General features: G+C 48.5%; 23 protein-coding genes and 1 tRNA gene. 22 read left to right on the forward strand and 2 right to left on the reverse strand.

Features of this window, described 5'->3' with window-relative positions; genetic code table 11:
• The first annotated feature begins 63 nt into the window (after positions 1–63).
• Positions 64–1,467: a class I SAM-dependent RNA methyltransferase gene (locus ACSC94_RS02690; RefSeq protein ID WP_435641530.1), complete on the forward strand. Its 1,404-nt coding sequence runs from the start codon at positions 64–66 to the stop codon at positions 1,465–1,467.
• Between the two features lie 112 nt (positions 1,468–1,579).
• Here the strand turns inward: ACSC94_RS02690 and ACSC94_RS02695 are convergent, their stop codons facing one another.
• Positions 1,580–2,065 carry an outer membrane protein assembly factor BamE gene (locus ACSC94_RS02695; protein WP_435641531.1) on the reverse strand — a complete coding sequence of 162 codons (486 nt, stop codon included), beginning with the start codon at positions 2,063–2,065 and terminating at the stop codon, positions 1,580–1,582.
• A gap of 74 nt (positions 2,066–2,139) precedes the next feature.
• Between ACSC94_RS02695 and ACSC94_RS02700 the strand changes: the two genes are divergently transcribed.
• From ACSC94_RS02700 to ACSC94_RS02735, 8 genes are all read left to right on the forward strand, one after another.
• Entirely contained in the window at positions 2,140–2,736 is a 597-nt protein-coding gene (locus tag ACSC94_RS02700; RefSeq protein WP_435641532.1) for a ubiquinol-cytochrome C chaperone family protein, read from the forward strand.
• A 26-nt stretch (positions 2,737–2,762) separates the two neighbouring features.
• Positions 2,763–3,392 carry a YceD family protein gene (locus tag ACSC94_RS02705; protein WP_435641533.1) on the forward strand — a complete coding sequence of 210 codons (630 nt, stop codon included), beginning with the start codon at positions 2,763–2,765 and terminating at the stop codon, positions 3,390–3,392.
• A 188-nt stretch (positions 3,393–3,580) separates the two neighbouring features.
• Positions 3,581–3,760 carry a 50S ribosomal protein L32 gene (gene rpmF / locus ACSC94_RS02710; RefSeq protein ID WP_435641534.1) on the forward strand — a complete coding sequence of 60 codons (180 nt, stop codon included), beginning with the start codon at positions 3,581–3,583 and terminating at the stop codon, positions 3,758–3,760.
• 128 nt (positions 3,761–3,888) lie between these two features.
• Entirely contained in the window at positions 3,889–4,947 is a 1,059-nt protein-coding gene (gene plsX / locus ACSC94_RS02715; RefSeq protein ID WP_435641535.1) for a phosphate acyltransferase PlsX, read from the forward strand.
• A 14-nt stretch (positions 4,948–4,961) separates the two neighbouring features.
• Entirely contained in the window at positions 4,962–5,939 is a 978-nt protein-coding gene (locus ACSC94_RS02720; protein ID WP_435641536.1) for a beta-ketoacyl-ACP synthase III, read from the forward strand.
• Between the two features lie 214 nt (positions 5,940–6,153).
• A complete protein-coding gene (locus ACSC94_RS02725) occupies positions 6,154–6,450 on the forward strand; it encodes an integration host factor subunit alpha (protein ID WP_435641537.1) in 297 nt (98 codons plus the stop codon).
• Between the two features lie 55 nt (positions 6,451–6,505).
• Positions 6,506–7,153, forward strand: a complete 648-nt coding sequence (locus tag ACSC94_RS02730; protein ID WP_435641538.1) for a MerR family transcriptional regulator — start codon at positions 6,506–6,508, stop codon at positions 7,151–7,153.
• An 83-nt stretch (positions 7,154–7,236) separates the two neighbouring features.
• Positions 7,237–7,313: transfer RNA gene (locus ACSC94_RS02735), tRNA-Pro, on the forward strand.
• Positions 7,314–7,465: 152 nt separating this feature from the next.
• Here ACSC94_RS02735 and ACSC94_RS02740 read toward each other — a convergent pair.
• On the reverse strand, positions 7,466–8,575 hold the full coding sequence (locus ACSC94_RS02740) for an NAD(P)/FAD-dependent oxidoreductase (protein WP_435641539.1): 1,110 nt from the start codon (positions 8,573–8,575) through the stop codon (positions 7,466–7,468).
• A gap of 208 nt (positions 8,576–8,783) precedes the next feature.
• Here ACSC94_RS02740 and ACSC94_RS02745 point away from each other — a divergent pair, with 208 nt between their 5' ends.
• From ACSC94_RS02745 to ACSC94_RS02805, 13 genes are all read left to right on the forward strand, one after another.
• Positions 8,784–9,425: a MarR family transcriptional regulator gene (locus ACSC94_RS02745; protein WP_435641540.1), complete on the forward strand. Its 642-nt coding sequence runs from the start codon at positions 8,784–8,786 to the stop codon at positions 9,423–9,425.
• On the forward strand, positions 9,422–9,925 hold the full coding sequence (gene nusG, locus ACSC94_RS02750) for a transcription termination/antitermination protein NusG (RefSeq protein WP_435641541.1): 504 nt from the start codon (positions 9,422–9,424) through the stop codon (positions 9,923–9,925). The genes ACSC94_RS02745 and nusG overlap by 4 nt, the downstream gene beginning before the upstream one ends.
• 95 nt (positions 9,926–10,020) lie before the next feature.
• Positions 10,021–10,995 (forward strand): NAD-dependent epimerase/dehydratase family protein, encoded by a 975-nt coding sequence (locus tag ACSC94_RS02755; RefSeq protein ID WP_435641542.1) that lies wholly within the window; start codon positions 10,021–10,023, stop codon positions 10,993–10,995.
• Positions 10,996–11,000: 5 nt separating this feature from the next.
• A complete protein-coding gene (locus ACSC94_RS02760; RefSeq protein ID WP_435641543.1) occupies positions 11,001–12,152 on the forward strand; it encodes a DegT/DnrJ/EryC1/StrS family aminotransferase in 1,152 nt (383 codons plus the stop codon).
• A 1-nt stretch (position 12,153) separates the two neighbouring features.
• Positions 12,154–14,040, forward strand: coding sequence for an asparagine synthase (glutamine-hydrolyzing) (gene asnB / locus ACSC94_RS02765; protein ID WP_435641544.1), 1,887 nt, complete (start codon positions 12,154–12,156; stop codon positions 14,038–14,040).
• Positions 14,037–15,017 carry a class I SAM-dependent methyltransferase gene (locus ACSC94_RS02770; RefSeq protein WP_435641545.1) on the forward strand — a complete coding sequence of 327 codons (981 nt, stop codon included), beginning with the start codon at positions 14,037–14,039 and terminating at the stop codon, positions 15,015–15,017. Before asnB ends, ACSC94_RS02770 begins: the two co-directional genes overlap by 4 nt.
• A gap of 2 nt (positions 15,018–15,019) precedes the next feature.
• Complete coding sequence (locus ACSC94_RS02775; RefSeq protein ID WP_435641546.1) at positions 15,020–15,973, forward strand: methionyl-tRNA formyltransferase; 954 nt, start codon at positions 15,020–15,022, stop codon at positions 15,971–15,973.
• Between the two features lie 20 nt (positions 15,974–15,993).
• A complete protein-coding gene (locus tag ACSC94_RS02780; protein WP_435641547.1) occupies positions 15,994–17,256 on the forward strand; it encodes a glycosyltransferase in 1,263 nt (420 codons plus the stop codon).
• Positions 17,257–17,361: 105 nt separating this feature from the next.
• The gene (locus ACSC94_RS02785; RefSeq protein ID WP_435641548.1) at positions 17,362–18,495 is read left to right on the forward strand and encodes a hypothetical protein; all 1,134 of its coding nucleotides are present in this window, start codon (positions 17,362–17,364) and stop codon (positions 18,493–18,495) included.
• A gap of 13 nt (positions 18,496–18,508) precedes the next feature.
• A complete protein-coding gene (locus ACSC94_RS02790; protein WP_435641549.1) occupies positions 18,509–19,306 on the forward strand; it encodes a class I SAM-dependent methyltransferase in 798 nt (265 codons plus the stop codon).
• Between the two features lies 1 nt (position 19,307).
• A complete protein-coding gene (locus ACSC94_RS02795; protein WP_435641550.1) occupies positions 19,308–20,783 on the forward strand; it encodes a lipopolysaccharide biosynthesis protein in 1,476 nt (491 codons plus the stop codon).
• Complete coding sequence (locus ACSC94_RS02800; protein WP_435641551.1) at positions 20,780–21,727, forward strand: transglutaminase domain-containing protein; 948 nt, start codon at positions 20,780–20,782, stop codon at positions 21,725–21,727. Before ACSC94_RS02795 ends, ACSC94_RS02800 begins: the two co-directional genes overlap by 4 nt.
• Positions 21,717–22,928 (forward strand): hypothetical protein, encoded by a 1,212-nt coding sequence (locus tag ACSC94_RS02805; RefSeq protein ID WP_435641552.1) that lies wholly within the window; start codon positions 21,717–21,719, stop codon positions 22,926–22,928. Before ACSC94_RS02800 ends, ACSC94_RS02805 begins: the two co-directional genes overlap by 11 nt.
• Positions 22,929–22,946 lie beyond the last annotated feature (18 nt).

Raw genomic sequence — 22,946 nt, forward strand, 5'->3', positions numbered from 1 at the left:
ATGACGCGTGTTTGTGGGAGGAAAGTTTCCGCTTTTTTGGTTTTTCCTGTATAACCCCCGGCCATGAGCACAAACACACAGACATACGACATCAAAATTGACTCCCTTGGCGCGCAAGGCGACGGGGTGGGAACGCTGCCGGACGGGCGGCGGGCGTTTGTATCCGGGGTTCTGGCCGGGGAAACCGTGCGTGCACGGGTTCAGGAAGAAAAGCCCGATGGCGTATTCTGTGCCGTTGACGCGGTTTTAGAGGCCGCGCCCAACCGCATTGCCGCGCCATGCCCGCATTATGATCGGTGTGGCGGGTGCGCAATCCAGCATATGGATGGCGCCAGCTATTCCAATTTTAAAATGGATACCGTGCGCCGGGCGCTGGCGCAGCATGGGCTGGAACCGGAATCGATGGACGGTCCGTTTATCAGCGCGCCGGGCACACGCCGCCGCGCGACCATGGCCATGTATCGGTCCGGTCCGCGCGTGTTGATTGGGTTCAATGAACGGCGCAGCCGGTCGATTGTGGATCTGCAAACCTGTCTGGTTTTAAAACCGCGCCTTGTCGCGCTGGTCCCGGCCTTGCGGGCGTTGGGGCTGACCTTGCTGGAATCTGGCCATGGCATGGACATCACCATGATGACAGGGGATGGCGACGCCGTTGATCTGGTTTTCCGCCCATGGAAGAAAACACAGAACAAGCACGCACAGAAAAACCGTCAGGCCCGGAACAAAAAAGAACCCAAGCTGAAACAAAAGCAGATGGATGGGCCGAGCCTCGCCATTCTGGAGGCGCTGTACGATTTCGCCAACGAACACGATATTGCCCGCATTCATTGGCAGGACGGCTTTGACAAGCCGGAAGAATTAACCCCCGTGGCCGACCGCGCGCCCTTTACTGTGACATTGGGCGATCACATGGTCCGTCCATCACCTGGCGCGTTTTTACAAGCCACCGATGATGGTCAGGCCGCGTTGACCGAAATTGTTTTATCCGGCGTTGATGATGCGAAAAACATTGTCGATCTGTATGCCGGGTGTGGAACATTCGCGCTGGCCTTGCTGCGCGATAAACGCCACGTCACTGCGGTCGAAGGGTGGCGTCCGGCGGTGGATGCATTGTCGCGCGTGGCATCCACACTGGGCGGCGTGCTGGATACAGACTACCGGGATTTGGCGGATGATCCGTTGACGGCCAAGGAATTGAAAGATTTTGATTCCGTTGTGATCGACCCGCCGCGCGTGGGGGCCAAGGATCAGATGCGTGAAATCGCAAACGCCAACGTGCGTACGGTGGTGAGTGTATCGTGCAATCCGGCGACCTTTGCGCGGGATGGGGCAATTTTAAAAGACGCTGGATTTAAGCTGACGCATCTGCGTGTGGTAGACCAGTTTTTGTGGTCCACGCATGTGGAGCTGGTGGGTGTGTTCGTGAATCAGAACTACGTCACGCCGCCGCGGTTGAACCGGGGCTGAAGCAGAAAACATTTTGTCATCCCGACAGAGCGAAGCGACGAGGGATCTCATCTTGGGCAAAGGTGAGATCCCTCACGTTCGTTCGGGATGACAAGGAGCGGACGAGCAGGGGTTAATTGCCGGGGCTGCCGACGCCGGCCTGCGATCCGGCGCTGTTAAACCGGCCAAGGTTGCCCATCATCTGTTGCAGGGCGGTCATTTCGTTACCCGATGTTTCGGTTTTTTCGCGAACATACGGGATGTCCTGACGGTTCGGGTCGACATTGTTGACCGTCTGAACCACGCCGGTATCGTCAAATTGAACGACAACGATCTTTTCCTCGATCACATCGGGGTCCAGAATGCCGCGTTTTTCGGTTTTCTGGCCCAGATAGTACCAGGTGTTCGGGTCAAACGTGCCTTCCGTGGTCGGGGAACCGAGCAAACGCATCACATCGCTGCGGGTATGGACGCCGGGTTGAACCTCGGCCAGGCGGTAATCCTCAACAATATTGCCGCGCACCGCCACGGTGGGGGTGCAGCCAGCCGCCAGAATCCCTGTAAAAACAAGGGCCAGCGACATGATGGCGAGAGTGCGGAACGACGGTGTTTTTTTCATGGTCTTCATCCCAACGGATGTTATATAAATATGTGAACGGATTTGATTTATAAAGGTTAAAAGGGTCGGATACAATGTTCTCATGGTTCAGAAAACAACCCAGTCCACAGCGCCAAACGGCGGAACGCCTCTATACCGGGGTGGTTGTGCGGTCGCGGAATCCCTTTTTCTATGAACGCTTTGGCGTGCCGGACACGGTCGATGGCCGGTTTGACATGATCCTTTTGCATAGTTTTTGCGTTATCAATGCCCTGAACAAACAGGGGCAGGGGGGCCGTGAACTGGCCCAGGCCCTGTATGATGTCATGTTCGTGGATATGGACCGTTCGGTCCGTGAAATGGGCGTGGGCGATCTGAGCGTGGGCAAACATGTCCGCCGTATGATGAAGGCGTTCAGCGGTCGCATGCAGGCCTATCAGGACGGTATTGATAAGGCGTCTTTGGATGACGCGTTGACACGCAACCTGTATGGCACGGTGATGGGAACGGTTGATCCGACCCATCTGGCCATTATGGGTGATTATCTCCGCAATCAGGTTGCGGCCCTGAACACCATGAACCCTGACCGTCTGATGCAGGGCGATATTGAATGGGCACCGGTACCGGGCGCAGGCATTAAACAACGCGCGCCGATTGTCGAGCCGCAAAAAGCAGATCAGGCCGTGGCCTGATTTCCCCCAATACGGAGTTTGAGTAAATGAAAAAACGCAGTACGGCGCAAGCCGAACAGCCGGGCTGGACCTTTGTTGTTGATACGGACGCCATTGGTCTGGGCACTGTCCATTATTCGATCGAAGCGAATGAAAAGGACCGGGCGGCTCTGGCCGCGCGCATGGGTATCACGGATGTCGGTGCGCTCAGCGCTGAAATCGATATCACACGTTCCAGCCACAACAAGGCCGTGGTTCATGTTCAGGGCACGTTGAAAGCCGACGTGACGCAGGAATGCGTTGTATCGCACGCCCCGATCCATTCCCACATTCTTGAGGATTTCGAGGCGTGGTACGCCGACCGGGAAAAATACATCTCCCTCGACAAGGCCCGCCATGAACGGCAGGGGCGTGGCGTGGACGCGGAAATTCAGGTGATGGAAGAACGCGAAGATCCGGAGCCGATGGTGAATGGCAAGATCGATCTGGGTGATCTGGTCGGGCAATATCTGTCCCTCGGGCTGGACCCGTACCCGCAGATTGAGGGCGCCGTGCCCGACAAAATCCCCGGCGTGACCATTGTGCCGGAGGGCGTTGTCGTCGAATCGCCTTTGCGCCGCAACCCGTTCGAGGCCCTGAAGAAGCTGAAGGGCCGGGACGGCGGCGAGGGCGAGTAGTTCAATCTATCCCTTTCATTCCCCCCTCTTCCTTGAGGGGAGGGAAGGGGTTGAGATTATGGTAATAATATTTATCCGGAATATCCGCGTTCCCGATTGTTTTTGCTTGCAGGAGCCCGGATTTTCCAGTATTCAACGGACCTCGAATAACCGAGATCTCAGAATTTACCCAAGTTGAGGGGTTTAAAATGGCCGTTCCTAAGAAAAAAACCAGCCCGTCCAAGCGCGGCATGCGTCGTTCTCACGATGCGCTGACCACCACCAACTGGGTGGAAGATGCGACGTCGGGTGAACCGAAGCGCCGTCACCACATTGACCTGAAGTCCGGTACGTACAAGGGCAAACAGGTTATCGACCCGCGCGGTTAATCCGCCTGGTTTCGGTGGCGAAACAATCCTTTATATCAAAGGGATGAAGATAACGGGGGGCTTTTACTCCCCGTTTTTCGCGTTTATGATCTGCGCTGATTAGAGTTTCCAACAAAAGGATGAATGGCGTGTCCACCAGACAAACCATTGCTCTCGATGCCATGGGCGGGGATTTCGGTCCCGACGTTGTCATTCCGGCGGCCGAACTGGCCCGCGCGGATTTGCCCGGCGTACATTTCGCCATCTTCGGTGATGAACGCCGCATCAATCCGGTTTTAAGCCGGTATCCCGAACTGTGCCGCGTCTGCACGGTGCATCACACTGAAAAAATGATCGCGAACGATGAAAAGCCATCCGCCGCCGTGCGGTCCGGTAAAGATTCCAGCATGCGTCTGGCGATCGAAGCGGTGAAGAACGGTGACGCGGGCAGTGTTGTTTCCGCTGGTAACACCGGCGCGTTGATGGCGATGTCGAAACTGATTTTAAAAAGCCTGCCGGGTATTTCGCGTCCCGCGATTGCCAGCATCTTTCCCACCATGCGCGGCAAAACGCTGGTTCTGGATCTGGGCGCGAATATTTCGTGCGATGCCGAAATTCTGGTGCAGTTTGCGGTTCTGGGGTCTGTATACGCCCGTGTGGTGATGGGCATTGAATCGCCGACCGTTGGTATCCTGAATGTCGGGTCCGAAGATATGAAGGGCCACGAACAAGTGCGTGGCGCCGCCGCCATTCTGGCCAATGTACAATTCCCGGGCCGTTATTACGGTTTTGTTGAGGGCAATGACATTGGCTATGGCACCGTTGATGTTGTTGTGACCGATGGGTTTACCGGCAACGTCGCATTGAAGGTGGCCGAGGGCGTTGCGAAAATGTCCAGCGATTACACCAAGCGCGCACTGACATCTTCGCCCATGGCAAAACTGGGTGCGTTGCTGGCCATGCCGGCATTGAAGCGTTTGAAAAAATCCCTCGATCCGCGTTTTTACAATGGCGGCATGTTCCTGGGTCTGGATGGCGTGTGCATCAAAAGTCATGGCGGCATGGATGAAATTGGTTTTGCCAATGCCATTCGCGTGGCGGCGGGTCTGGTCGAAAACGGATTTAACCGCCGCGTCGCCTACGAAATTGAACAGCTTATGAATCAGGAAGCGTTCATTTCATCGGTCAGCGCGCAGGCCATTTCCTGAAAGTTGGATTTCCCATGACAACACGCACCGTTATTCGTAGCTGTGGCGCCTATCTGCCGGAACGGGTGATGACCAACGCCGATCTGGAAAAAATCGTCGATACGTCCGATGAATGGATTGTCCAGCGCAGCGGTATCCGTGAACGCCATATTGCGGCTGACGGCGAAACCTCCGCCGATCTGGCCATCAAGGCCGCACGCGAAGCCCTGATCAATGCGGACCTGAGCGGCGCGGATATTGACGGTGTTATCGTTGCCACCTCCACACCGGATACGACATTCCCCTCCGTCGCGGTAAAGGTGCAGGCGGCATTGGGTTGCAAACACGGCCCGACATTCGATGTGCAGGCGGTGTGTTCTGGTTTCCTCTATGCTCTCAGCGTGGCCGACAGCATGATGCGCACGGGCCATGCCCGCCGTATGCTGGTCATTGGGGCGGAAAAAATGTCCTCCATCCTGAATTGGGAAGACCGCACGACCTGCGTCCTGTTCGGGGACGGGGCGGGGGCCGTGGTGTTGGAAGCGCATGATGGCGGTACCGGCACGGCGGCGGATCGCGGTATCCTGTCCACGCATTTGTACGCCGATGGCAACCATTGCGATATTTTGAAAACATCGGGCGGCGTATCCTCGACGGGGGATGCGGGCTTTATCGTCATGGAAGGGCGCGAAGTGTTCCGCCATGCCGTCGATAAAATGGCCGGGGCCGTCCGTGATGTTTTGGACAGCAACAAAATTTCGGCGGATCAAATCGACTGGCTGGTCCCGCACCAGGCCAATGTCCGCATTCTGGAAGGCGCGGCCAAGAAGCTGGGTGTCGGCATGGATCAGGTCATCGTGACCGTGGATCGTCACGGCAACACCTCTGCCGCCTCTATCCCGCTGGCGCTGGCCGAGGGGATGGAAGATGGCCGAATCAAGCCGGGGCAATTGGTGATGCTGGAAGCCCTCGGGGCGGGCCTGACCTGGGGCGCGGCCCTGATCCGGATGTAAGATATCCACAGGCACCTGTGCCGCCTTGCCGGACCCGTTTTTGGGGGTGGGCAGGGGGTAATTCTGGCGGGAATCGGGCCTTTTATGACCGTAACCTCGATTTAACAAAATCCTGTTACCCTTTGAATTGAATCAGTTTTTCGCCCCAAACCCGGTTGACGGGGATTGGGCGGGGCTGTATCGTTGTCTTACTCCAAAAGCAAAAGAGGTTGCGATGACCGGTCGTACAATTACGCGCGCAGATCTGGCGGAAGCCGTCTATGAACAAGTGGGTTTGTCCCGCAATGAATCGGCCGATCTGGTCGAGGCCGTGCTGGAAGAAATCTCCAAAAATCTCGTCGATGGCGGAAACGTGAAACTGTCCTCCTTCGGCAGCTTCTCCCTCCGGGAGAAGGGCGAGCGGATTGGCCGCAACCCGAAAACGGGTGTTGAGGTTCCAATCCTGCCGCGCAAGGTGCTGGTCTTCCGCGCTTCGCACGTGCTGAAAGATCGGATTAACAAGGGGGCATGAAGCCCGCCTTGATTGGGATAACCAAGCGTATTCTTAAAACACAGGAATGATGGACATGACTGGAACCGCGCCGCAGAAAGCAGCCGATTTTAACGCCACCGTAACCGAGGCCACCACACCGATGGCCCCGGCACAGGCGCAAACGGCAAAGGCGACCCTTGGCGGCGATGCAAAAGCATCCGCCAGCAAGGCCGCGGGCGCGTTCCGAACCATCAGCGAAGTGGCGGACGAGCTGGGCGTGCAACAACACGTCCTGCGCTTCTGGGAAACCAAGTTTACGCAAGTAAAACCGCTGAAACGCGGTGGTGGCCGTCGCTACTACCGTCCGGAAGATGTCGTGTTGCTGAAACACATTCACAATCTTCTCTATACCGAAGGCTACACGATCAAGGGCGTTCAGAAATTGCTGAAAGGTCAGGGGCGTGCGCAGATTGCGGCCGAACTGACGGGCGCAGCCGAAAAGGTTGCCCCGACGGCGAAAGTGTCCGCTCCGGCGAACGAAGCCGTTCGCCCGGCGTCCGCGCCGCAAGCCGTTGCCCAATCCGCCGTTTCGGCTTCTCCTGTGGCCCAACCCACTGTTGGCCGCCCGGTTCCGCCGATGACGGACAAGCAACGCGCGATTCTGGAAGCCATGTTGGGCGATTTGCGCGATCTGCGTGATCTGATCCGTCCGGAAGGAAAATCAGAAGGCAAAGGCGAATAATCCGCCAAACCCCAAGGCAAGCCCGCATTCGGATTTGCCTTTCCCGTTCATTCGGGCTATAGAAATCACCTGTTTTTAAATGTCGGGGCGTGGCGCAGCTCGGTAGCGCACTTGCATGGGGTGCAAGGGGTCGCAAGTTCAAATCTTGTCGCCCCGACCATTTAAAACACAGCGCTTTCCGAAGATTTGAACTTGCGACAAACAAAGACGCAAAGTTCAGCCCGGAGCGATAGCGCAGGGCCGCGGGCACGCAAATCTTGTCGCCCCGGCCATTTGAAAATGAGGTATTGAGGGAGCCGAAAGGCTCCTTTTTTATTGGCTTAAAAGCTTGGCCACGTCTTCTGCAATCGCCATGGATGATGTCAGGCCGGGACTTTCAATGCCGTACAGATTAACCAGCCCGGCGATTCCATGCACTTCCGGCCCCTGAATGACAAAGTCGCCATCGGGTTGGCCGGGGCCAACCAGTTTGGGGCGAATACCCGCATAAGAGGGGATCAGTTCTCTATTCATCACGCCCGGCCAATAACGGCTGACAGACTCTCTGAAATTGGGTTCGCGGGCGGGATCAACCGTGTAATTGAAATGGTTGGTGTCTGCGTCCAGCCATTCGACATCGGGACCAAACTGGCTCTCGCCTGCAATATTCATGGTGAAGTGCGCGCCAAGCCCGCCGGGGACGGGCACAGGATAAACCAATCGTGAGAATGGCGCGGGACCGGAAACGGAAAAATAATTTCCCTTTGCCACATGGCGTGGCGGGATTGTATTTTGATTCAGCCCGGCAATCATGCGTGCGACAGATTGTGCCGACAGGCCCGCGGCATTGATGATTGTTTTTGCCAGAACGGGCTCGGCGCCCTGCAGCTCGATTATAATTCCATCTGCTGTGACATGCCCGCCTGTGATGCCGTTGCGTAGAGCGACGAAGCCGCCATTATTCTCAATATCGGCCTGAAATTCCTGCATCAGAATATGAATGTCGATGATGCCAGTTGATGGCGACATGACCCCGCCCAGGCAGGCCAGCTCTGGTTCCATCGCCAATGCCTCATCGCGTGTGATCGGTGTTAAATCATGAACACCATTGGCCTTGGCCCGTTCGCAGATATTTTCGATTTTGGCAAAATCTTCTGGGACGCAGGCAACAATCATCTTGCCGCAATTTTTATACGGAACATGCCTGTCGCGGGCATAGGCATAGAGCAGGTCTTTCCCCCGCACGCAGAGGCGGGCTTTGTTTGAGCCGGTGGGGTAATAGATCCCGGCATGGATCACACCCGAATTCCGGGCACTGGTGACCGACCCGATCATGGCCTCGGATTCGGCCACAACGACCTCTCGTCCGGCAAGGCTCAGCGCCCGGCCCACGGCCAGCCCAACCACGCCGGCACCGATAATCAGAACATCGATTTTTTCCATTCCGTCTCTAATCCTTTTGAGCGGGCCTTAAGTCTCAGATAAAGCCTTGAAATTCCGCCAACGTCAATATTTCCATAATTTATAGTGATGGGGTGGGGATGGTCTAAATTCACGGTGTGAATATTGTTGAACCCACCCCTCCCTGGGGCGTAGTATGCCCACCGATTTAACCCCCGGTTTTGTTCAGTGAAAAGGCGATGGCGTAGCCATGTCCGAGCATATGAAATTGAAAGCCGAGTTGGACTTCCTGACCGCTATTGAGCGGGGGGAGGTTGTGACCCAGATGACCCTGAAACAGCGTATAGGTGTTTCGGTTGGGTTGATCAATGCCTTGTTGAAGCGGGCCGTGAACAAGGGATATGTGAAGGTGCGTCGTGCGCCGTACAAACGCTATGCCTATTATCTGACGCCCCAGGGATTTACCGAGAAAAGCCGACTGGTCGCTGCGTATCTGGAATCCTCAATTGATTTTCTGCGTCAGGCGCGCGCGCAATATGTGGACGTTTTTGAAAGCGCTCTGCGCCAAGGCAGAAGTCGCTTTGCTCTGGTCGGTGCGGGCGAATTGGCGGAAATTGCCATTTTGTCGACGCTGGGCCAGGATATAAAAAGCCTGGTTATCCTTGATGCTATAACAGATCGCAATGAGGTCTCTGGTGTTCGCGTCGTCCGCGATCTGGCTGGGCACGATGTTGATGCGATCATAATAACGGACGCAGCCAATCCGCAAGATACGTTTGAACATTTACGTCAAACATATCCTGGCACTGTCATTCTGTGGCCGGCGCTACTGCGCATTACGCCGGATCGTGATGAATTGATCCGTGCCCATGATGAAGGATGCGTGGCATGACCAATTGGTTCGTTATCCAGACGCAGCCTAATCAGGAATTTCGTGCGCAATCGCATCTGCGCCGCCAGGGGTATGATGTGTGGTTGCCGTGTATCCAGAAAATTCGCCGTCATGCACGTCGGGTTGAAAATGTGCAGCGTCCATTGTTCCCGGGCTATATGTTCGTGCGGATGGATATTGAAGAGCAGCCGTGGCGCGCCATTAACGGCACGTTCGGTGTGCGAAATCTTCTGTGTCAAAACAATAAGCCGCAAACGATCGCGCATGGATTCATTGACGCACTCCGTAGTCGTGCAGCAGAGGATGGGTGCACTATTCCTGTGGATGATGGAATGCGTGAAGGTGATAATGTACGTATTGCGCAAGGGCCTTTCGAGGATTGCATCGGGACGATTTTGAAGATTGCAGATCGGGATCGCATCATGTTGATGTTGCAGATTCTGGGGCGCGAAGTGCGTGCGATTGTGTCGCGGCATGAAGTTGTATCGGCCAACACGTAAAAGCGTGGCGGCGAACTAAGAAATGCGAGCCTTTGGGTGAATTCGATTCACCCAAACGGCGGTAGCGTGTCAAAATTCATACAAAGGAGCTGAAAATGGACATTAAAGGGAAGAAAATTTTGGTGATTGGTGGGGCCGGTTTTATCGGTTCGCACGTTGTTGCTGAATTGCTGAAAACCGATGTGGCCGAAGTGGTGATTTACGACAACTTCGCCCGTGGGAAGCTGAGCAATATCGAGGAGTACTTACAAGACCCACGCTGCACGTTGTATCCGAATGGTGGCGATATTCGTGATGTGGACGTTCTGGACCACGCCATGCAAGGTGTTCACGGTGTCGTTCATACGGCGGCCATGTGGTTGCTTCACTGCAAAGATTTCCCGCGCACGGCCTTTACCGTCAATATCGAAGGAACATTCAATGTTCTTGAGGCATGCGTGAAGCATAAAGTCGAGCGCCTGGTTTACTCCTCGTCCGCTTCTGTCTACGGTGATGCACTGCAAGTGCCGATGACCGAAGAACACCCATTTAACAACCGTAACTTCTACGGCGCAACAAAAATCTCTGGCGAGGCTATGTGCCACGCTTTCCATGATCGCTATGGCCTGAGCTTCGTTGGCTTGCGTTACATGAACGTGTATGGCCCGCACCAGGATCAAACGGCGGCGTATACAGGTGTCATCCCAATCCTGCTGAACAAGATCGCTGCGAATGAACAGCCGACGATCAACGGTGACGGAACGCAGGCTTATGATTTTGTGTCGGTCTACGATGTCGCCCGCTGCAATGTTCTGGCTCTGCAATCCGAGGCAACCGACCAATTCTATAATGTCGGAACCGGTATTCAAACCACGATTGGTGATCTGTGCGGCCTGATTTTGGAGATGAAAGACTCTCCGTTGAAAATCAAATACAACCCGTATAGTGCCGATGACGCCCGCCGTATGGTGCAAAACCGTATCGGTTGCCCGAAAAAAGCGGCAAACGATCTCGGGTTTAATTACAACATTGAACTGCGTGAAGGTATTCAACGTCTGATCGATTGGCGCAAAGCCAACGGGGTGGATTAATTATTATGACCCAGCAAAAACGGAATATTGCCATCTCTCTTCCTCTGACCGGGGAAGAAGAGTGGCAGGCTGCCCGCGAGCCATTGATGACAGGTTGGTTGACGCAAGGGCCAAAAGTTGCGGCCTTTGAAAAAGCTTTTGCGGAACGCCATCAGGTTCAACACGCTCTGGCCGTAACGTCCTGCACAACAGGTCTACATCTGGCATTGGCTGGTTTGGGGATTGGCCCGGGGGACGAGGTGATTGTTCCGGCTTTTACTTGGGTCGCAACGGCCAACGTGGTTTTGTATTGCAATGCGACGCCCGTTTTTGTTGATGTTGATCCACAAACTTACAATCTGGATATTGTCCAGATTGCATCAAAAGTAACCGATAAAACAAAGGCCGTTATTGCCGTTCATTTGTTTGGTCGGTGTGTTGACATCGACGCTCTGCGTGCGGCGTTGCCGGGCCATGTAAAAATCATCGAAGATGCGGCCTGTGCAGCTGGTTCCGATTGGAAAGGCCGCCCGGCAGGCAGTTTGGGCGATGTTGCCGTTTTTTCTTTCCACCCACGAAAATCGGTTACAACCGGCGAAGGTGGAATGGTTACAACCAATGACTCTGTTCTGGCTGAAGTCATGGATCAAATGCGCAATCATGGGGCATCTGTTTCTGAAGAACAACGCCATCGCGGTCCGCGCCCGTATTTGTTGCCCGATTTCAATCTGCTGGGCTTCAATTACCGCATGACGGATTTGCAAGGTGCTGTCGGACTTGTCCAGCTGTCAAAGCTGGACAAGTTTATCGATGAACGATCCCGATGGGCCGATTATTACAATAACGCCTTGCGCGATATTCCATGGTTGCGTACGCCAAAGACGGACAACGCATGCCGACACGGCTGGCAGGCGTATGTGACTTATGTCGATGCGACAAAGGCCCCGCGTCCGCGTAACGACATCATGCAACATTTGATGGATATGGGGATTGCAACGCGTCCGGGAACGCATGCGGTGCACATGTTGGGATATTATCGTGATCGTTTCGATTTGAAACCAACGGATTTCCCGGGGGCACAGGATTGCAATGATAATACGATGGCTATTCCATTGCACAACCGGATGACAGAAGAAGATTATCACTACGTCGTCGAAACATTGAAAGCGGTGGCATAAGATGTGCGGTGTAGCGGGGCTTCTCTATCTAGACAAAACACCGGTTTCACCGGTGACCATAAAACGTATGACGGATATTATTTCGCATCGTGGTCCGGATGGAGAAGGGCAGTGGGTAGAAGAGAATATTGGTCTTGGCCACCGACGTCTGGCTATTATCGATCTTTCCCCGGCTGGGCACCAACCAATGGTGTCTGCTGATCACCGCTATGTGATTTCTTTTAACGGCGAAATTTATAACTTTATGGAGTTACGTGCCGAGCTGGAATCCAAGGGCTATTGGTTCCGCTCGAAAACCGATACCGAAGTGTTGCTTTATGCCTATGCAGAATGGGGTGTGAAAGCGCTGGAGCGTTTGAATGGTATGTTCGCCTTTGCGCTATGGGATCGCAAAGAAAAAACCTTACTGCTGGCCCGGGATCGTTTTGGTGTGAAGCCAATTTATTACGCGCGTCAGGGCAATATGTTGGCTTTTGGTTCTGAACAAAAAGCCATTACAGCGAATAAAGAATTCCAGCGTCATCTGAATAAGCCCGCATTGCTGGAATATTTCACATTTCAGAATATCTTTACGGATCAGACTTTGCTGCAGGATGTTAAAATCCTTCCGGCCGGGCATTACGCTATCGTTGATATGAAGAAAAAAAATCCAGAGTTGCAATTGACGCAATATTGGGATTTTCACTTCTCCGAACCTGAAAATCCCGCTAGCGATGGAGAATACCGCGAAGAGCTAGATCGTCTGTTCCAGCAGGCTGTGAAACGTCAGTTGATGACAGACGTTGAGCTGGGATGCTACCTCAGTGGTGGCATGGATTCCGGTTCAATTACTGCAATTGCAGCGAAAGAATATCCATACATTAAAACATTCACGTGTGGTTTTGATCTGAATTCAGCATCCGGTATAGAGCTCGCATACGATGAACGTGTCCGCGCGGAGTTTATGTCGTATAAATTCAAAACCGAACATTACGAGATGGTTTTGAAAGCCGGGGACATGGAACGGTGTATGTCCAAACTGGCCTGGCACCTAGAAGAGCCTCGTGTGGGGCAGAGCTACCCGAACTATTACGCCGCACAGCTGGCGTCTAAATTCGTGAAAGTCGTTTTAAGCGGTGCTGGTGGTGATGAGATGTTCGGTGGGTATCCGTGGCGATATTATCGTGCTGTGGTGAACGATAATTTTATGGATTATACCGATAAATATTACATGTTTTGGCAGCGGTTGATTCCTAACAGTCAACTGAAGCAAGTATTCGCACCGGTCTGGAAAGATGTTGAGCATGTCTGGACCCGCGATATTTTTCGTGATGTTTTCAAAAACCATAAAAATGAATTAAAAACTCCTGAAGATTACATCAACCATTCTTTATATTTTGAAGCCAAAACTTTCCTGCATGGGTTGCTGGTAGTGGAGGATAAATTGTCTATGGCGCATTCTCTGGAAAGTCGTGTTCCATTCTTGGACAATGACCTTGTCGATTTTGCAATGCGATGCCCTGTGCATTTGAAGTTAAACAATTTGGCTGATGTCGTGCGAATTAACGAAAATGATCCCGGAAATAAAACCAAGAAATATTTCGAGAAAACAAAAGACGGAAAGCAGATCGTTCGGGATGTTATGAAGAAGTACATTCCTGATGATATCACCGCTGCAGAGAAGCAAGGATTTTCAGCTCCAGACGCTAGCTGGTTTAAGGGTGAAAGTATTGAGTTTGTAAAAAGAAAACTTCTGGATGGAAGAGCGCGTATTTATGATCTTTTAGATGAGCCTACCATACGTATGCAGGTTAATGATCATTTAGAGGGGGTGCAAAATAAACGACTTCTTATTTGGTCACTGCTAAATTTTGAAACTTGGTTAGAAATTCAAGAGGGCGCACTATGAGTAAAAAAAAATTCACGCAAGATGTATTAGCGATTCTTGAAAGTCCAGAGAGGTTTGTGAAAGATCAGAACTTCTCTAGTTTCTCGAGCCAATCAGAATTTGTGAATCAAAATAGCACGAACGAAGCATTTTCAAAAAAATGGCTTGGATACAACGATAGCGGTGAGAAAGAAAAATGGTTCTCTATGCAGAAGAAATGGTATTTGGATCTTTATGGATTTTCTTCTGAGTGGGAGTTTGCAGATTTCTTAAGTACAAAAAAGTATATCTATGATGCTGGTTGCGGCATGGGTTACAAAGCTGCTTGGTTTGCTGAATTGTCTCCAAACTCTATCGTGGTCGGAATCGATTTTTCTGAAACGGCAAAGCTGGCAGCAGAAACATATAAGGGTATAGATAATCTATTTTTCTTGCAGGCAGACATTGCTGAAAGAATCTTTAAAGAGGGAAGTATTGACTATGTGAGCTGTGATCAGGTCATTATGCATACAGAAAACCCGGAAAAAACATTCGCTGAGTTGTCGCGTGTTACAAAGCCTGACGGTCAATTCTCTTGCTATTTTTACGCAAAGAAAGCATTGCCAAGAGAGCTGGTAGATGATTTTTTTAGAAATCATTGCGCGAATATGACGCATGATTCCCTAATGGAAATGTCTGAACAATTGACGGAGCTTGGGAAGAGATTGTCGGCCTTGAATGTATCCTTTGATGCACCTGCCATACCGGCTTTAGGGATCAAAGGTGGGGAAATTGATATACAACGGTTTGTGTATTGGAATTTTTTAAAGTGCTATTGGAATGAAGACATGGGGCAGGATACTTCGGTTATTACCAATTACGATTGGTATAGTCCTAGTAATGCCCGACGTTTTAGTAAGGAAGAGGTTCAAAACCTTGTCTCGACTAACAAGCTGCATACCTTATCTTTCCATGAGGAAGAAGCTTGCTATAGCGGACGCTTTTCGAAAGTAGCATAGATATGAACGTTGTTTTTATTGGTGCAAGTAAATTTGGACAAAGGTGCCTAGAAACAATATTGCAGATTAGTGCTGTCAATGTAGTCGGTGTTGTTACAGCACCACAAAAATTTTCTATTTCTTATAATAAGGACGGTGTTACAAATGTTCTTTATGCAAACGTCGCCGATCTGTGTAAGAAAAATAACTTGCCTTTAGAAACTATCTCGGCGGGCATGAAAGATGAAAATTTATTTTCATGCGTGCAACAATGGGCACCGGATATTTTTATTGTAAGCGGTTGGTATCATATATTGCCACGAAAGTGGCGTGATCTTGCTCCAGCATATGGCCTTCATGCATCTTTGTTGCCCTCTTATAGTGGCGGTGCGCCATTAGTATGGGCAATGATTAATGGTGAAAAGGAAACAGGAATAACCCTATTTCAATTTGATGATGGTGTAGACAGCGGCCCAATTTTGGGCCAGGGAAGAACAGATATTTATAAAGATGATACTATTGCAACGTTATATGATCGGATAGAAAGTATCGGAATTGAATTGCTCCAAAAAGCTCTGCCAGAACTAGCGGGCGGTACGGCTAATTTTATAGTGCAAGACGATACGAATAGAACAACTTTCCCACAACGGTCGCCATCTGATGGTCTGATTAATTGGGATCAGGATGTCAATGCAATACATAATTTTGTGCGCGCTCAAACGAAACCTTACCCTGGAGCGTTTACGTTTAATCGCGGAAAAAAAATTACTATTTGGGCAGGTGCTCCATCTGAAAAAAACTGTTTTGACGATTCCGTTCCAGGTAAAATTTTTTCAAAAGATAATGAGATTTTTGTAAATTGTGGCCACGGCAGCGTATATCAAATGCTATCAATTTCTGTCGACGGCAGTGATATGGACATAGAATGTTTTATAAGTAATTTTAATAATGAAGAATGCCTGGAGTACGGAGCGTGAAAATAGGTCTGTATGGGGGCATGGCGAACGCCTCTTATGTAATGGCGCGAGCTCTAACGAATCAAGGCTATGACGCCGTTTATATAAGAGATCAGTACGATACATTCCCGTTCAGTCAGCCTGTGTGGGAAGACGTTGAGTTTCTTATGCCGTATGACCATGTTCACAAAGTGTGGGGCTATGATGAATGGTTGTCGCTTGAGAATAAATTGGGATGGACTAAACCGGATTGGGTTGTAATGCCTAAGGCGCCATCCGTTAAAGACTCTCAGAATAGAACGTCATTGCGTCGCATGGTTCTCGGAAAAATATTGGAAAGTATCTATATATCTAGGGTAGGTCACAGATCTTCTGTTATAGCGGAGATGAGGAAGTGTGATGCATTGTATGTCTGTGGTGTTGAGGCTGAGGTGCTTGCTTGGGCATCTGGTATTCCATACGTAATTTGGCCGCACGGTGGCGACATACGGCTGGCGTCAGGGCTTTCACCTTCGAAAGCCAACTCTCTACGCGGAAAAATGTCTAATTTTATTATGCGTTTTTATCTAAAAACAGCTTTCGACGATTGTTTGTGGATTGGTACGCATGATCCTAAAGGTGTGGGTGGAAATCAAGGTGTAGTTCCTTATGCGTTGGAGCATCTTCCTCTGCCACTGCTTGACCGTCCTCCTCGCTTATCAAAGACAGAAAGGCATAAAAATCTTATAGAGTATATGGCGCAGTACGGAATCTCTATTCCGAGTGCGGATTATTATGTTTTTATTCCATCTCGTATAGATTTTTTTTGGAAGGGTACAGATCTTCTGCTCGATGCAATATCTAAAATTGAAAAAAATGATATTCAGAAAATTCATTTTATTTTTTCAGGTTGGGGGCAGAATTACAACGACGTCAAAAAATCCGCGCCAAACAATATATGTACCTTTCTTCCATTTTCTGTATCAAAGCCGATTCTTTTCAAGCTGTTTATGTATGTTGATATTGTTGTGGATCAATTTTTATTTGGTAGTTATGGCGCGGTCGCTATCGAAGCAATGAGTTGTGCGACGCCTGTTATGATGTCCATTGATGTTGACGCTTTCAATAATAAGAAATGGGAAGCCCCACCTGTCATCAACGTTGATTCTGTTGAAGGCATTCAAATGGCATTAGAAGAAATCCTTGATGGGCGTGTGGATTTAGAAAAATCAGGTTTAGAAATGTTGCACTGGTATAATAGGAACCATGCAGAGAAGGTGGTTGTATCAAATTTTATCGATAAGCTTCGCAAGAGAATAGGTTAGGTTTTGGCTCACGCATTCTATAAAATTAACCTGAAGTCCCAGCGATTACGGGCTTGGCCGTATCCGTTTAAATCTGGACTTGCCATATCAAACGACGCTGAATTCATGAGTTTTGATTTTTTTAAAACTCTTATGGCGTTTTTAAATGGCAGCGAAATGACCCCTCTTGGAATGGGATTGGGGATTCCTGTTACATCGAGTTTGTTCTTTTATTCAGCAAACCATTATAATTTCTCTTATTTTGATGGAGAAAAATTTGATTCCTCCCCATCGGACCACGCTACAGAAATTATAGAATATATTCGATGTGGATATATTGATACGATTCATGCGTATGGTGATTTTGATAATAGTGGTGGTTTTTCTCGTGAACATGCGGTGCGGTGTTTCAACATTTTAAAAGACAACGGATTGGTTATTCCAATCTTCACTAATCATGGCGGTTCGGAGAATATTCAGAATATTGGCATTGATGCTGATTATCACCAGGGAGATCGACAAGAATCTATTGCATACCATGCCGATTTGATGGCCGATCATGGGATAAAGTATGTATGGACAGATTCTATGACAACGCAACTGAATCTACCTTTGCAAAGAAATAAATGGTCCATTGATGGCATTCGCGCGGCTATAAAAGAAAAAATAAAAATTTTTCTAAAAATTTACCAAGTTACACCACGTAGTCTCGTTCATAATATTAGCCTACGCGATGGGCGCTCCTTCAAAGGATTTATGCGCTTCCGATCGACAGGGCAGAATGCGCCCAATTTCTCTTCTTTGAAGCACCAAGTTGAACAGATCAATTGGGATCATTTTTATAATGAAAAATTTGGTGTTGTTCTTTATCAGCATCTTGGTGTCTTGCATCGTTTGTCTGGAAAATGTGTAGCAGCGACAACTGATTCTATCACGCAGCGTAAAGAACTTTTTTTGTCTCCATTTTATAAAATCAAAGATGAATTTAATGCTGGTCGCCTCTGGGTAGCAAGGCTGATCGATTTTTTGAACTATGTTTCCATGATTGAAACAGTGGATATTGTTTACAATAATGACGGTATATACAAAATTATTACAAAGGATAATGTGAGCAATCCATCTTCCTATTTTAATCACCTCACACTTTATATTGATCCAACTGTTTCGGCTGTTGTTCGCTATAAAGAAACCGATCTGCCGTACGTTGTAAATGGGCCGGATGAAACTGGCCGCTACTCCATAACCGTTACAGAAAAATAAAAGGAACTGCCCCGTGTCAAACGTTGTGCCTTACATGATAAAAGATGATGTAAAAGCAAGAGCAGAAAGTGCTGGATGGAATATTAAATGGGACACTTGGGATGCATTGTCACCATATGAAAAGAGTTTCTTTGAAATAGAATTTACCGGTATCAAGACGGTTAAATATTATGAGGATCGATTGCGAGCCATCGGATTTTCCGGAATGGATTCTGTTTTAGATGTAGCCTGCGGAATGGGGCAGTGGTCAGTTGCATTGGCTGCATTAAATAAGCAAGCTACCGGCATCGACATGAATGTGGGGCGGTTATTGTTTGCAAACGATTTGTCTTCTTCCATGGGGCACCCACAAACGCGCTTTGTTTATGCTTCAATGGAGAAAATGGACTTCCCGTCAGAAGCATTTGATGGTGTGTTTTGCTATGGGTCTTTTATGTTTGGCCGCATGGATAAAACATTGGATGAATTTTATCGTCTTTTAAAGAAGGGTGGGCGTGCTTACATTAACGCAAATATGGTGGGATGGTATGCTCATCTTTTGATTGATCGTGGTCTAAAGAAACGTAACTTAAGCATGATCCGTTCCGTTCTATCTATGGCGGCGAGAACATTGCTTGGAAAGACTGATAAGATAATTGTGCGCCGCCGTTGGTTGGAGACTCTTATAAAAGAGCGAGGCTTTGATATTATAGCGTCGGGAGGAGAGGGGGCGATTAATCTTAATTCTGAAGTAACATTACCTCAGCCAGCTTACCCAGAATATTATTATGGTTTACCTAGCATTCTTGAGTTTGTGATCGAGAAACGCTGATATGTCTAAGCTTGGCCGAGATATTGTATCATACGGTCTGATAGATCTCCTTGGGCGTACAATTGGGTTAATTACATCGCCGATTACAACGCGATTGCTGACGCTGTCACAATATGGTGCGAGTCCACTATTGTCTGCAGTATGGGCACCGTTAGCGCTTTTGCAGTACGGAGGAATGGACTGTTCCTATCCATACTTTAAATCGCGAAGTAATAATCCCGACGATGAATACGTCATGTTAACTACTGCAACATGTTTAAGTAATTTCTTTACATTTATATTGTGGGCGATTTTTGCCGTAGTTGGATTGTGTGGTGCGTGGCTTGCGCAGTATGCTGCTGTTTCTAAACTTGAGTTGACATTGTTTGTTGCGTCCATTCTGCCGTCGGGCCTTTTGTATTGGTTTTTGTATTTGCTTCGATTTATGAGAAATACAAAGCTATTTATTCAAATTACATTGTTGTCACGCATTTTACCGGCGTTGCTATGTTTGCCTCTTTTGCTGAGTGTAGATCAGCCTAACAGACTCTTGGCTTCGTTGGGATTGGGGTGTTTTATGCAGTATATGGCACTCTTATATGCTGTTTATGTTATGAATAAGGCTCATCTTTGGCCATACTTTAAGAAAAATTTTTCTGTGCCGTTGGCTAAAAAAATGTTGCGCTACGGTTTGTTTCTTGCTCCTGCAGCAATGATTTATTCTTTAACTACTGTTACGGATAGAATTCTTGTCGGATTTTTCCTGGGTGTTGATGACGTAGCGATTTTGCAGCTGGCTTTATCGGTGGGTGGGGTTGGTATGATGCTGTCCGCTTGGTTTGGTATGGCGTTTGACCCCCATTTACTTGAATGGATTGCATCTAAGAATATGAGTTTTTACCTGGAGAAGCTACAATCCATTCTGTATGTCTTGGCGGGCACTTTTTTTGGAATGGTTTGTGGGGCAGCTATATGGAGTGATTGGTTTTTTCATATAGCGTATCCTGCCGTATATGAAGATTCGGCAAAACTAGTTCCTATCCTTCTGCTTGCAGGAGCGTTTCCGGTTATATCGCGCATAGCTATTGCCTCTATTCTCATTGCTGATCGTCCGAAAGTTCAAATGATCGTGTACATATTTGGATTTCTGATAAATCTGTGCATTGGTTTAATTATGATACCTAAGATTGGCGTCGTTGGTGCTGTTATTGGCACCGTTGCCTCAGAGGCATTCATTCTAACCTCTTGGATATTGGCTGGCCGCGTGGTTTTTAAAAACCTTCCTCTTTCATGGGGCGTTACTATCGGTATAGCTGTGGCAACAATTGCCTTCTTGTTTTTGTATGCGCCAGGAGAAGTTGGAACTCTATCTGCTTTCTATCAAGCGTGCTGGTCTACTGTTTTTCTGGCAGGAGTTTATCTTACTTATCTTAGGTTTACTCTTGGGAAAGAAGTTTTCATGCGTGCCGTTAAATCACCCTTCGTGTTGATTAGATGATTACAGCATATCTACGTCACTTTATTAGGTTTTTATGGCGATTACGCTGGAGATATTTCCCACTTAAAAACCCGTATGTGAATAAAGAGCACAATAAACTTTATGCATACCGTTGTTATGATGGGAAAGTACAAGCCATCTCGCCCGTTCAGGGAGGGGGAGCAAAAGGACTCTCGGAAAATTTAATTCAGGAACCTAGCTTCATCTCACTTGAAGGCAATACATTTGACCTACGCCAAGATGGTGTATACCGCTTTTACAAGTTAGGTGAGATTTTAGAGCAGAGGTTAGTCTGTTCTGGTGGTGTGACGTCGTTCTTTAAAATGGCGGGATATATTTGGTGCTATGGGAATGCTGATGTTGGGCAAACTGAAATATCTCTTTATAAAAAGGCAAGGAATCGGACTGTTTCATGTACCTGTGGCGAACTTTCAAAGTTCGCGTTATTTGTTCTTTCTGAATTAGGGCATAAAGCGCGTCTGGTTGCTTCTGTTTCGCAAGATGGGTGGGGAGGGCAGGATGATGGGCACACATTACTCGAAGTGTATTTAGGTATGGAATGGATTGCCTACGATCCCAGCTTTAATATGCTTTATAAAAAAGGTAATGATTTTCTTTCTCTTTACGATTTGATCAGCCTTGGTGTCGCTGATGTTACTTTGTATGAACTTCCTGGGCATGCGGGATGTAAAGATTTCATAACCAAGGATTATAATTACGGTTTTTGGGTTGAGGCTCGTCTTCTGTCCAAGGAGTTTCTTCGTGAATGGTATGCGCATGTCATTGACGTACCTCTGATATCTGAAAGAAAAAAATTCTATTTCCCAATAGGAAAAGTCACAGAAGAAAATATGGCACGTTTTCAGTGGCAATATTTTCCAATGAAAGATGATGACTTTATAAACTTATTCTATTCTGCAGAAGGTGCCGATTATGCCGCGTAGTTTTGTGAAGTTTGTCACTTTTTTGTCCGAACCATTTGTCATTCTGATTTTGGTTGTTTTGGCAATTGCTGCTAGATTCAAAGCCAAGAAGGTTGATGTGGGGCTCGGGCCACTGCCCCTTGTTAACAACATCTATCATAAAAAAGTTTTTCAAAATTGCGGGTACACTGCAGAAACATTTGTAAATCAAGTGTGGCATATCACGAGTAATTTTGATGTTAGGGCTGATATCCATCCATTAGTAAAGATACCTAAAATAGGTAGGCGTTTAAATGCTCTGCGTTTTGCGGCTTTTGTTCTGTTTAGGTATCGGTGTGTGGTCATTTATTTTAATGGCTGTGTTCTAGGGGTATCTAATACATTTTTGCTTTGGCGTGTAGAGCCCTTTATCCTTTCGTTGGCTAAGGTGAAGACTCTTGTTCTTGCTTATGGCGCGGATGTGCAGGACATGTCCAGATCTCAAAATCTTTTGTTCAAAGATGCGATGTCAAAAGATTATCCTCTGCACAAAAGAACTAGGAAGAGAATTGCGGATAAAATTGATTTATGGACATCCTATGGTGACCATGTTGTAGGGGGCTGTGAGTGGGTCGATTATATGCACCATTGGGATACTTTGATGATTTCTCACTTCTCAATTGATGAAAGTGAATGGAAAATAAATCCAGATCTATCTGCGAGATCGCTCGTTCCCAGAAAAACATTTTCTGTTCTTCATGCTCCGAATCACCGCGCCATTAAAGGTACGGCTCATGTAATACAGGCTGTCGAGGAGCTTAAGAAGGAGGGGTGTGATATTGAACTGATCTTGGTTGAGAAGCGTCCTAATCATGAGATCCGCGAACTTATACGTTCCTGTGATGTGGTGGTGGATCAGCTGATTGTTGGATGGTATGCAATGTTCGCAATTGAGGCTATGGCATTAGAAAAGCCGGTTGTTTGCTATCATCGTCAAGATTTGGAAGATTTATATAGGGCGAGCAATCTTTATATGCCAGATGAAAAAATCCCGCTTATTCAAGCAACGCCACTAACAATCAAAAAAACATTGAGAACGCTGTATCAAGATAGAGATGAAATAGTAAATATTGGGATGCGGGGCCGTAACTACGTGCTAAGGCATCATTCAATCGGGGCGATAGCCAATGTTTTTGGCCCTATTGCTAAGGGATTGATTGGACAACCTTTGCTATTAAAGTAAGGGGCTACAGTAGGGAAA

The organism is Micavibrio aeruginosavorus (genome assembly GCF_051245535.1).
GTDB lineage: Bacteria > Pseudomonadota > Alphaproteobacteria > Micavibrionales > Micavibrionaceae > Micavibrio > Micavibrio aeruginosavorus_D.

What these genes read in the sequence shown, in the direction of transcription:
- ACSC94_RS02775 (WP_435641546.1), top strand. Translation starts at nt 15,020, where the DNA reads ATGAACGTTGTTTTTATTGGTGCAAGTAAATTTGGACAAAGGTGCCTA.
- ACSC94_RS02740 (WP_435641539.1), bottom strand. Translation starts at nt 8,575, where the DNA reads ATGGAAAAAATCGATGTTCTGATTATCGGTGCCGGCGTGGTTGGGCTG.
- ACSC94_RS02730 (WP_435641538.1), top strand. Translation starts at nt 6,506, where the DNA reads ATGACTGGAACCGCGCCGCAGAAAGCAGCCGATTTTAACGCCACCGTA.
- ACSC94_RS02695 (WP_435641531.1), bottom strand. Translation starts at nt 2,065, where the DNA reads ATGAAAAAAACACCGTCGTTCCGCACTCTCGCCATCATGTCGCTGGCC.
- ACSC94_RS02795 (WP_435641550.1), top strand. Translation starts at nt 19,308, where the DNA reads ATGTCTAAGCTTGGCCGAGATATTGTATCATACGGTCTGATAGATCTC.
- ACSC94_RS02705 (WP_435641533.1), top strand. Translation starts at nt 2,763, where the DNA reads ATGAAAAAACGCAGTACGGCGCAAGCCGAACAGCCGGGCTGGACCTTT.
- nusG (WP_435641541.1), top strand. Translation starts at nt 9,422, where the DNA reads ATGACCAATTGGTTCGTTATCCAGACGCAGCCTAATCAGGAATTTCGT.
- ACSC94_RS02805 (WP_435641552.1), top strand. Translation starts at nt 21,717, where the DNA reads ATGCCGCGTAGTTTTGTGAAGTTTGTCACTTTTTTGTCCGAACCATTT.
- ACSC94_RS02800 (WP_435641551.1), top strand. Translation starts at nt 20,780, where the DNA reads ATGATTACAGCATATCTACGTCACTTTATTAGGTTTTTATGGCGATTA.
- rpmF (WP_435641534.1), top strand. Translation starts at nt 3,581, where the DNA reads ATGGCCGTTCCTAAGAAAAAAACCAGCCCGTCCAAGCGCGGCATGCGT.
- ACSC94_RS02725 (WP_435641537.1), top strand. Translation starts at nt 6,154, where the DNA reads ATGACCGGTCGTACAATTACGCGCGCAGATCTGGCGGAAGCCGTCTAT.
- ACSC94_RS02780 (WP_435641547.1), top strand. Translation starts at nt 15,994, where the DNA reads ATGGCGAACGCCTCTTATGTAATGGCGCGAGCTCTAACGAATCAAGGC.
- ACSC94_RS02770 (WP_435641545.1), top strand. Translation starts at nt 14,037, where the DNA reads ATGAGTAAAAAAAAATTCACGCAAGATGTATTAGCGATTCTTGAAAGT.
- ACSC94_RS02760 (WP_435641543.1), top strand. Translation starts at nt 11,001, where the DNA reads ATGACCCAGCAAAAACGGAATATTGCCATCTCTCTTCCTCTGACCGGG.
- ACSC94_RS02785 (WP_435641548.1), top strand. Translation starts at nt 17,362, where the DNA reads ATGAGTTTTGATTTTTTTAAAACTCTTATGGCGTTTTTAAATGGCAGC.
- ACSC94_RS02700 (WP_435641532.1), top strand. Translation starts at nt 2,140, where the DNA reads ATGTTCTCATGGTTCAGAAAACAACCCAGTCCACAGCGCCAAACGGCG.
- ACSC94_RS02720 (WP_435641536.1), top strand. Translation starts at nt 4,962, where the DNA reads ATGACAACACGCACCGTTATTCGTAGCTGTGGCGCCTATCTGCCGGAA.
- ACSC94_RS02745 (WP_435641540.1), top strand. Translation starts at nt 8,784, where the DNA reads ATGTCCGAGCATATGAAATTGAAAGCCGAGTTGGACTTCCTGACCGCT.
- ACSC94_RS02690 (WP_435641530.1), top strand. Translation starts at nt 64, where the DNA reads ATGAGCACAAACACACAGACATACGACATCAAAATTGACTCCCTTGGC.
- asnB (WP_435641544.1), top strand. Translation starts at nt 12,154, where the DNA reads ATGTGCGGTGTAGCGGGGCTTCTCTATCTAGACAAAACACCGGTTTCA.
- ACSC94_RS02755 (WP_435641542.1), top strand. Translation starts at nt 10,021, where the DNA reads ATGGACATTAAAGGGAAGAAAATTTTGGTGATTGGTGGGGCCGGTTTT.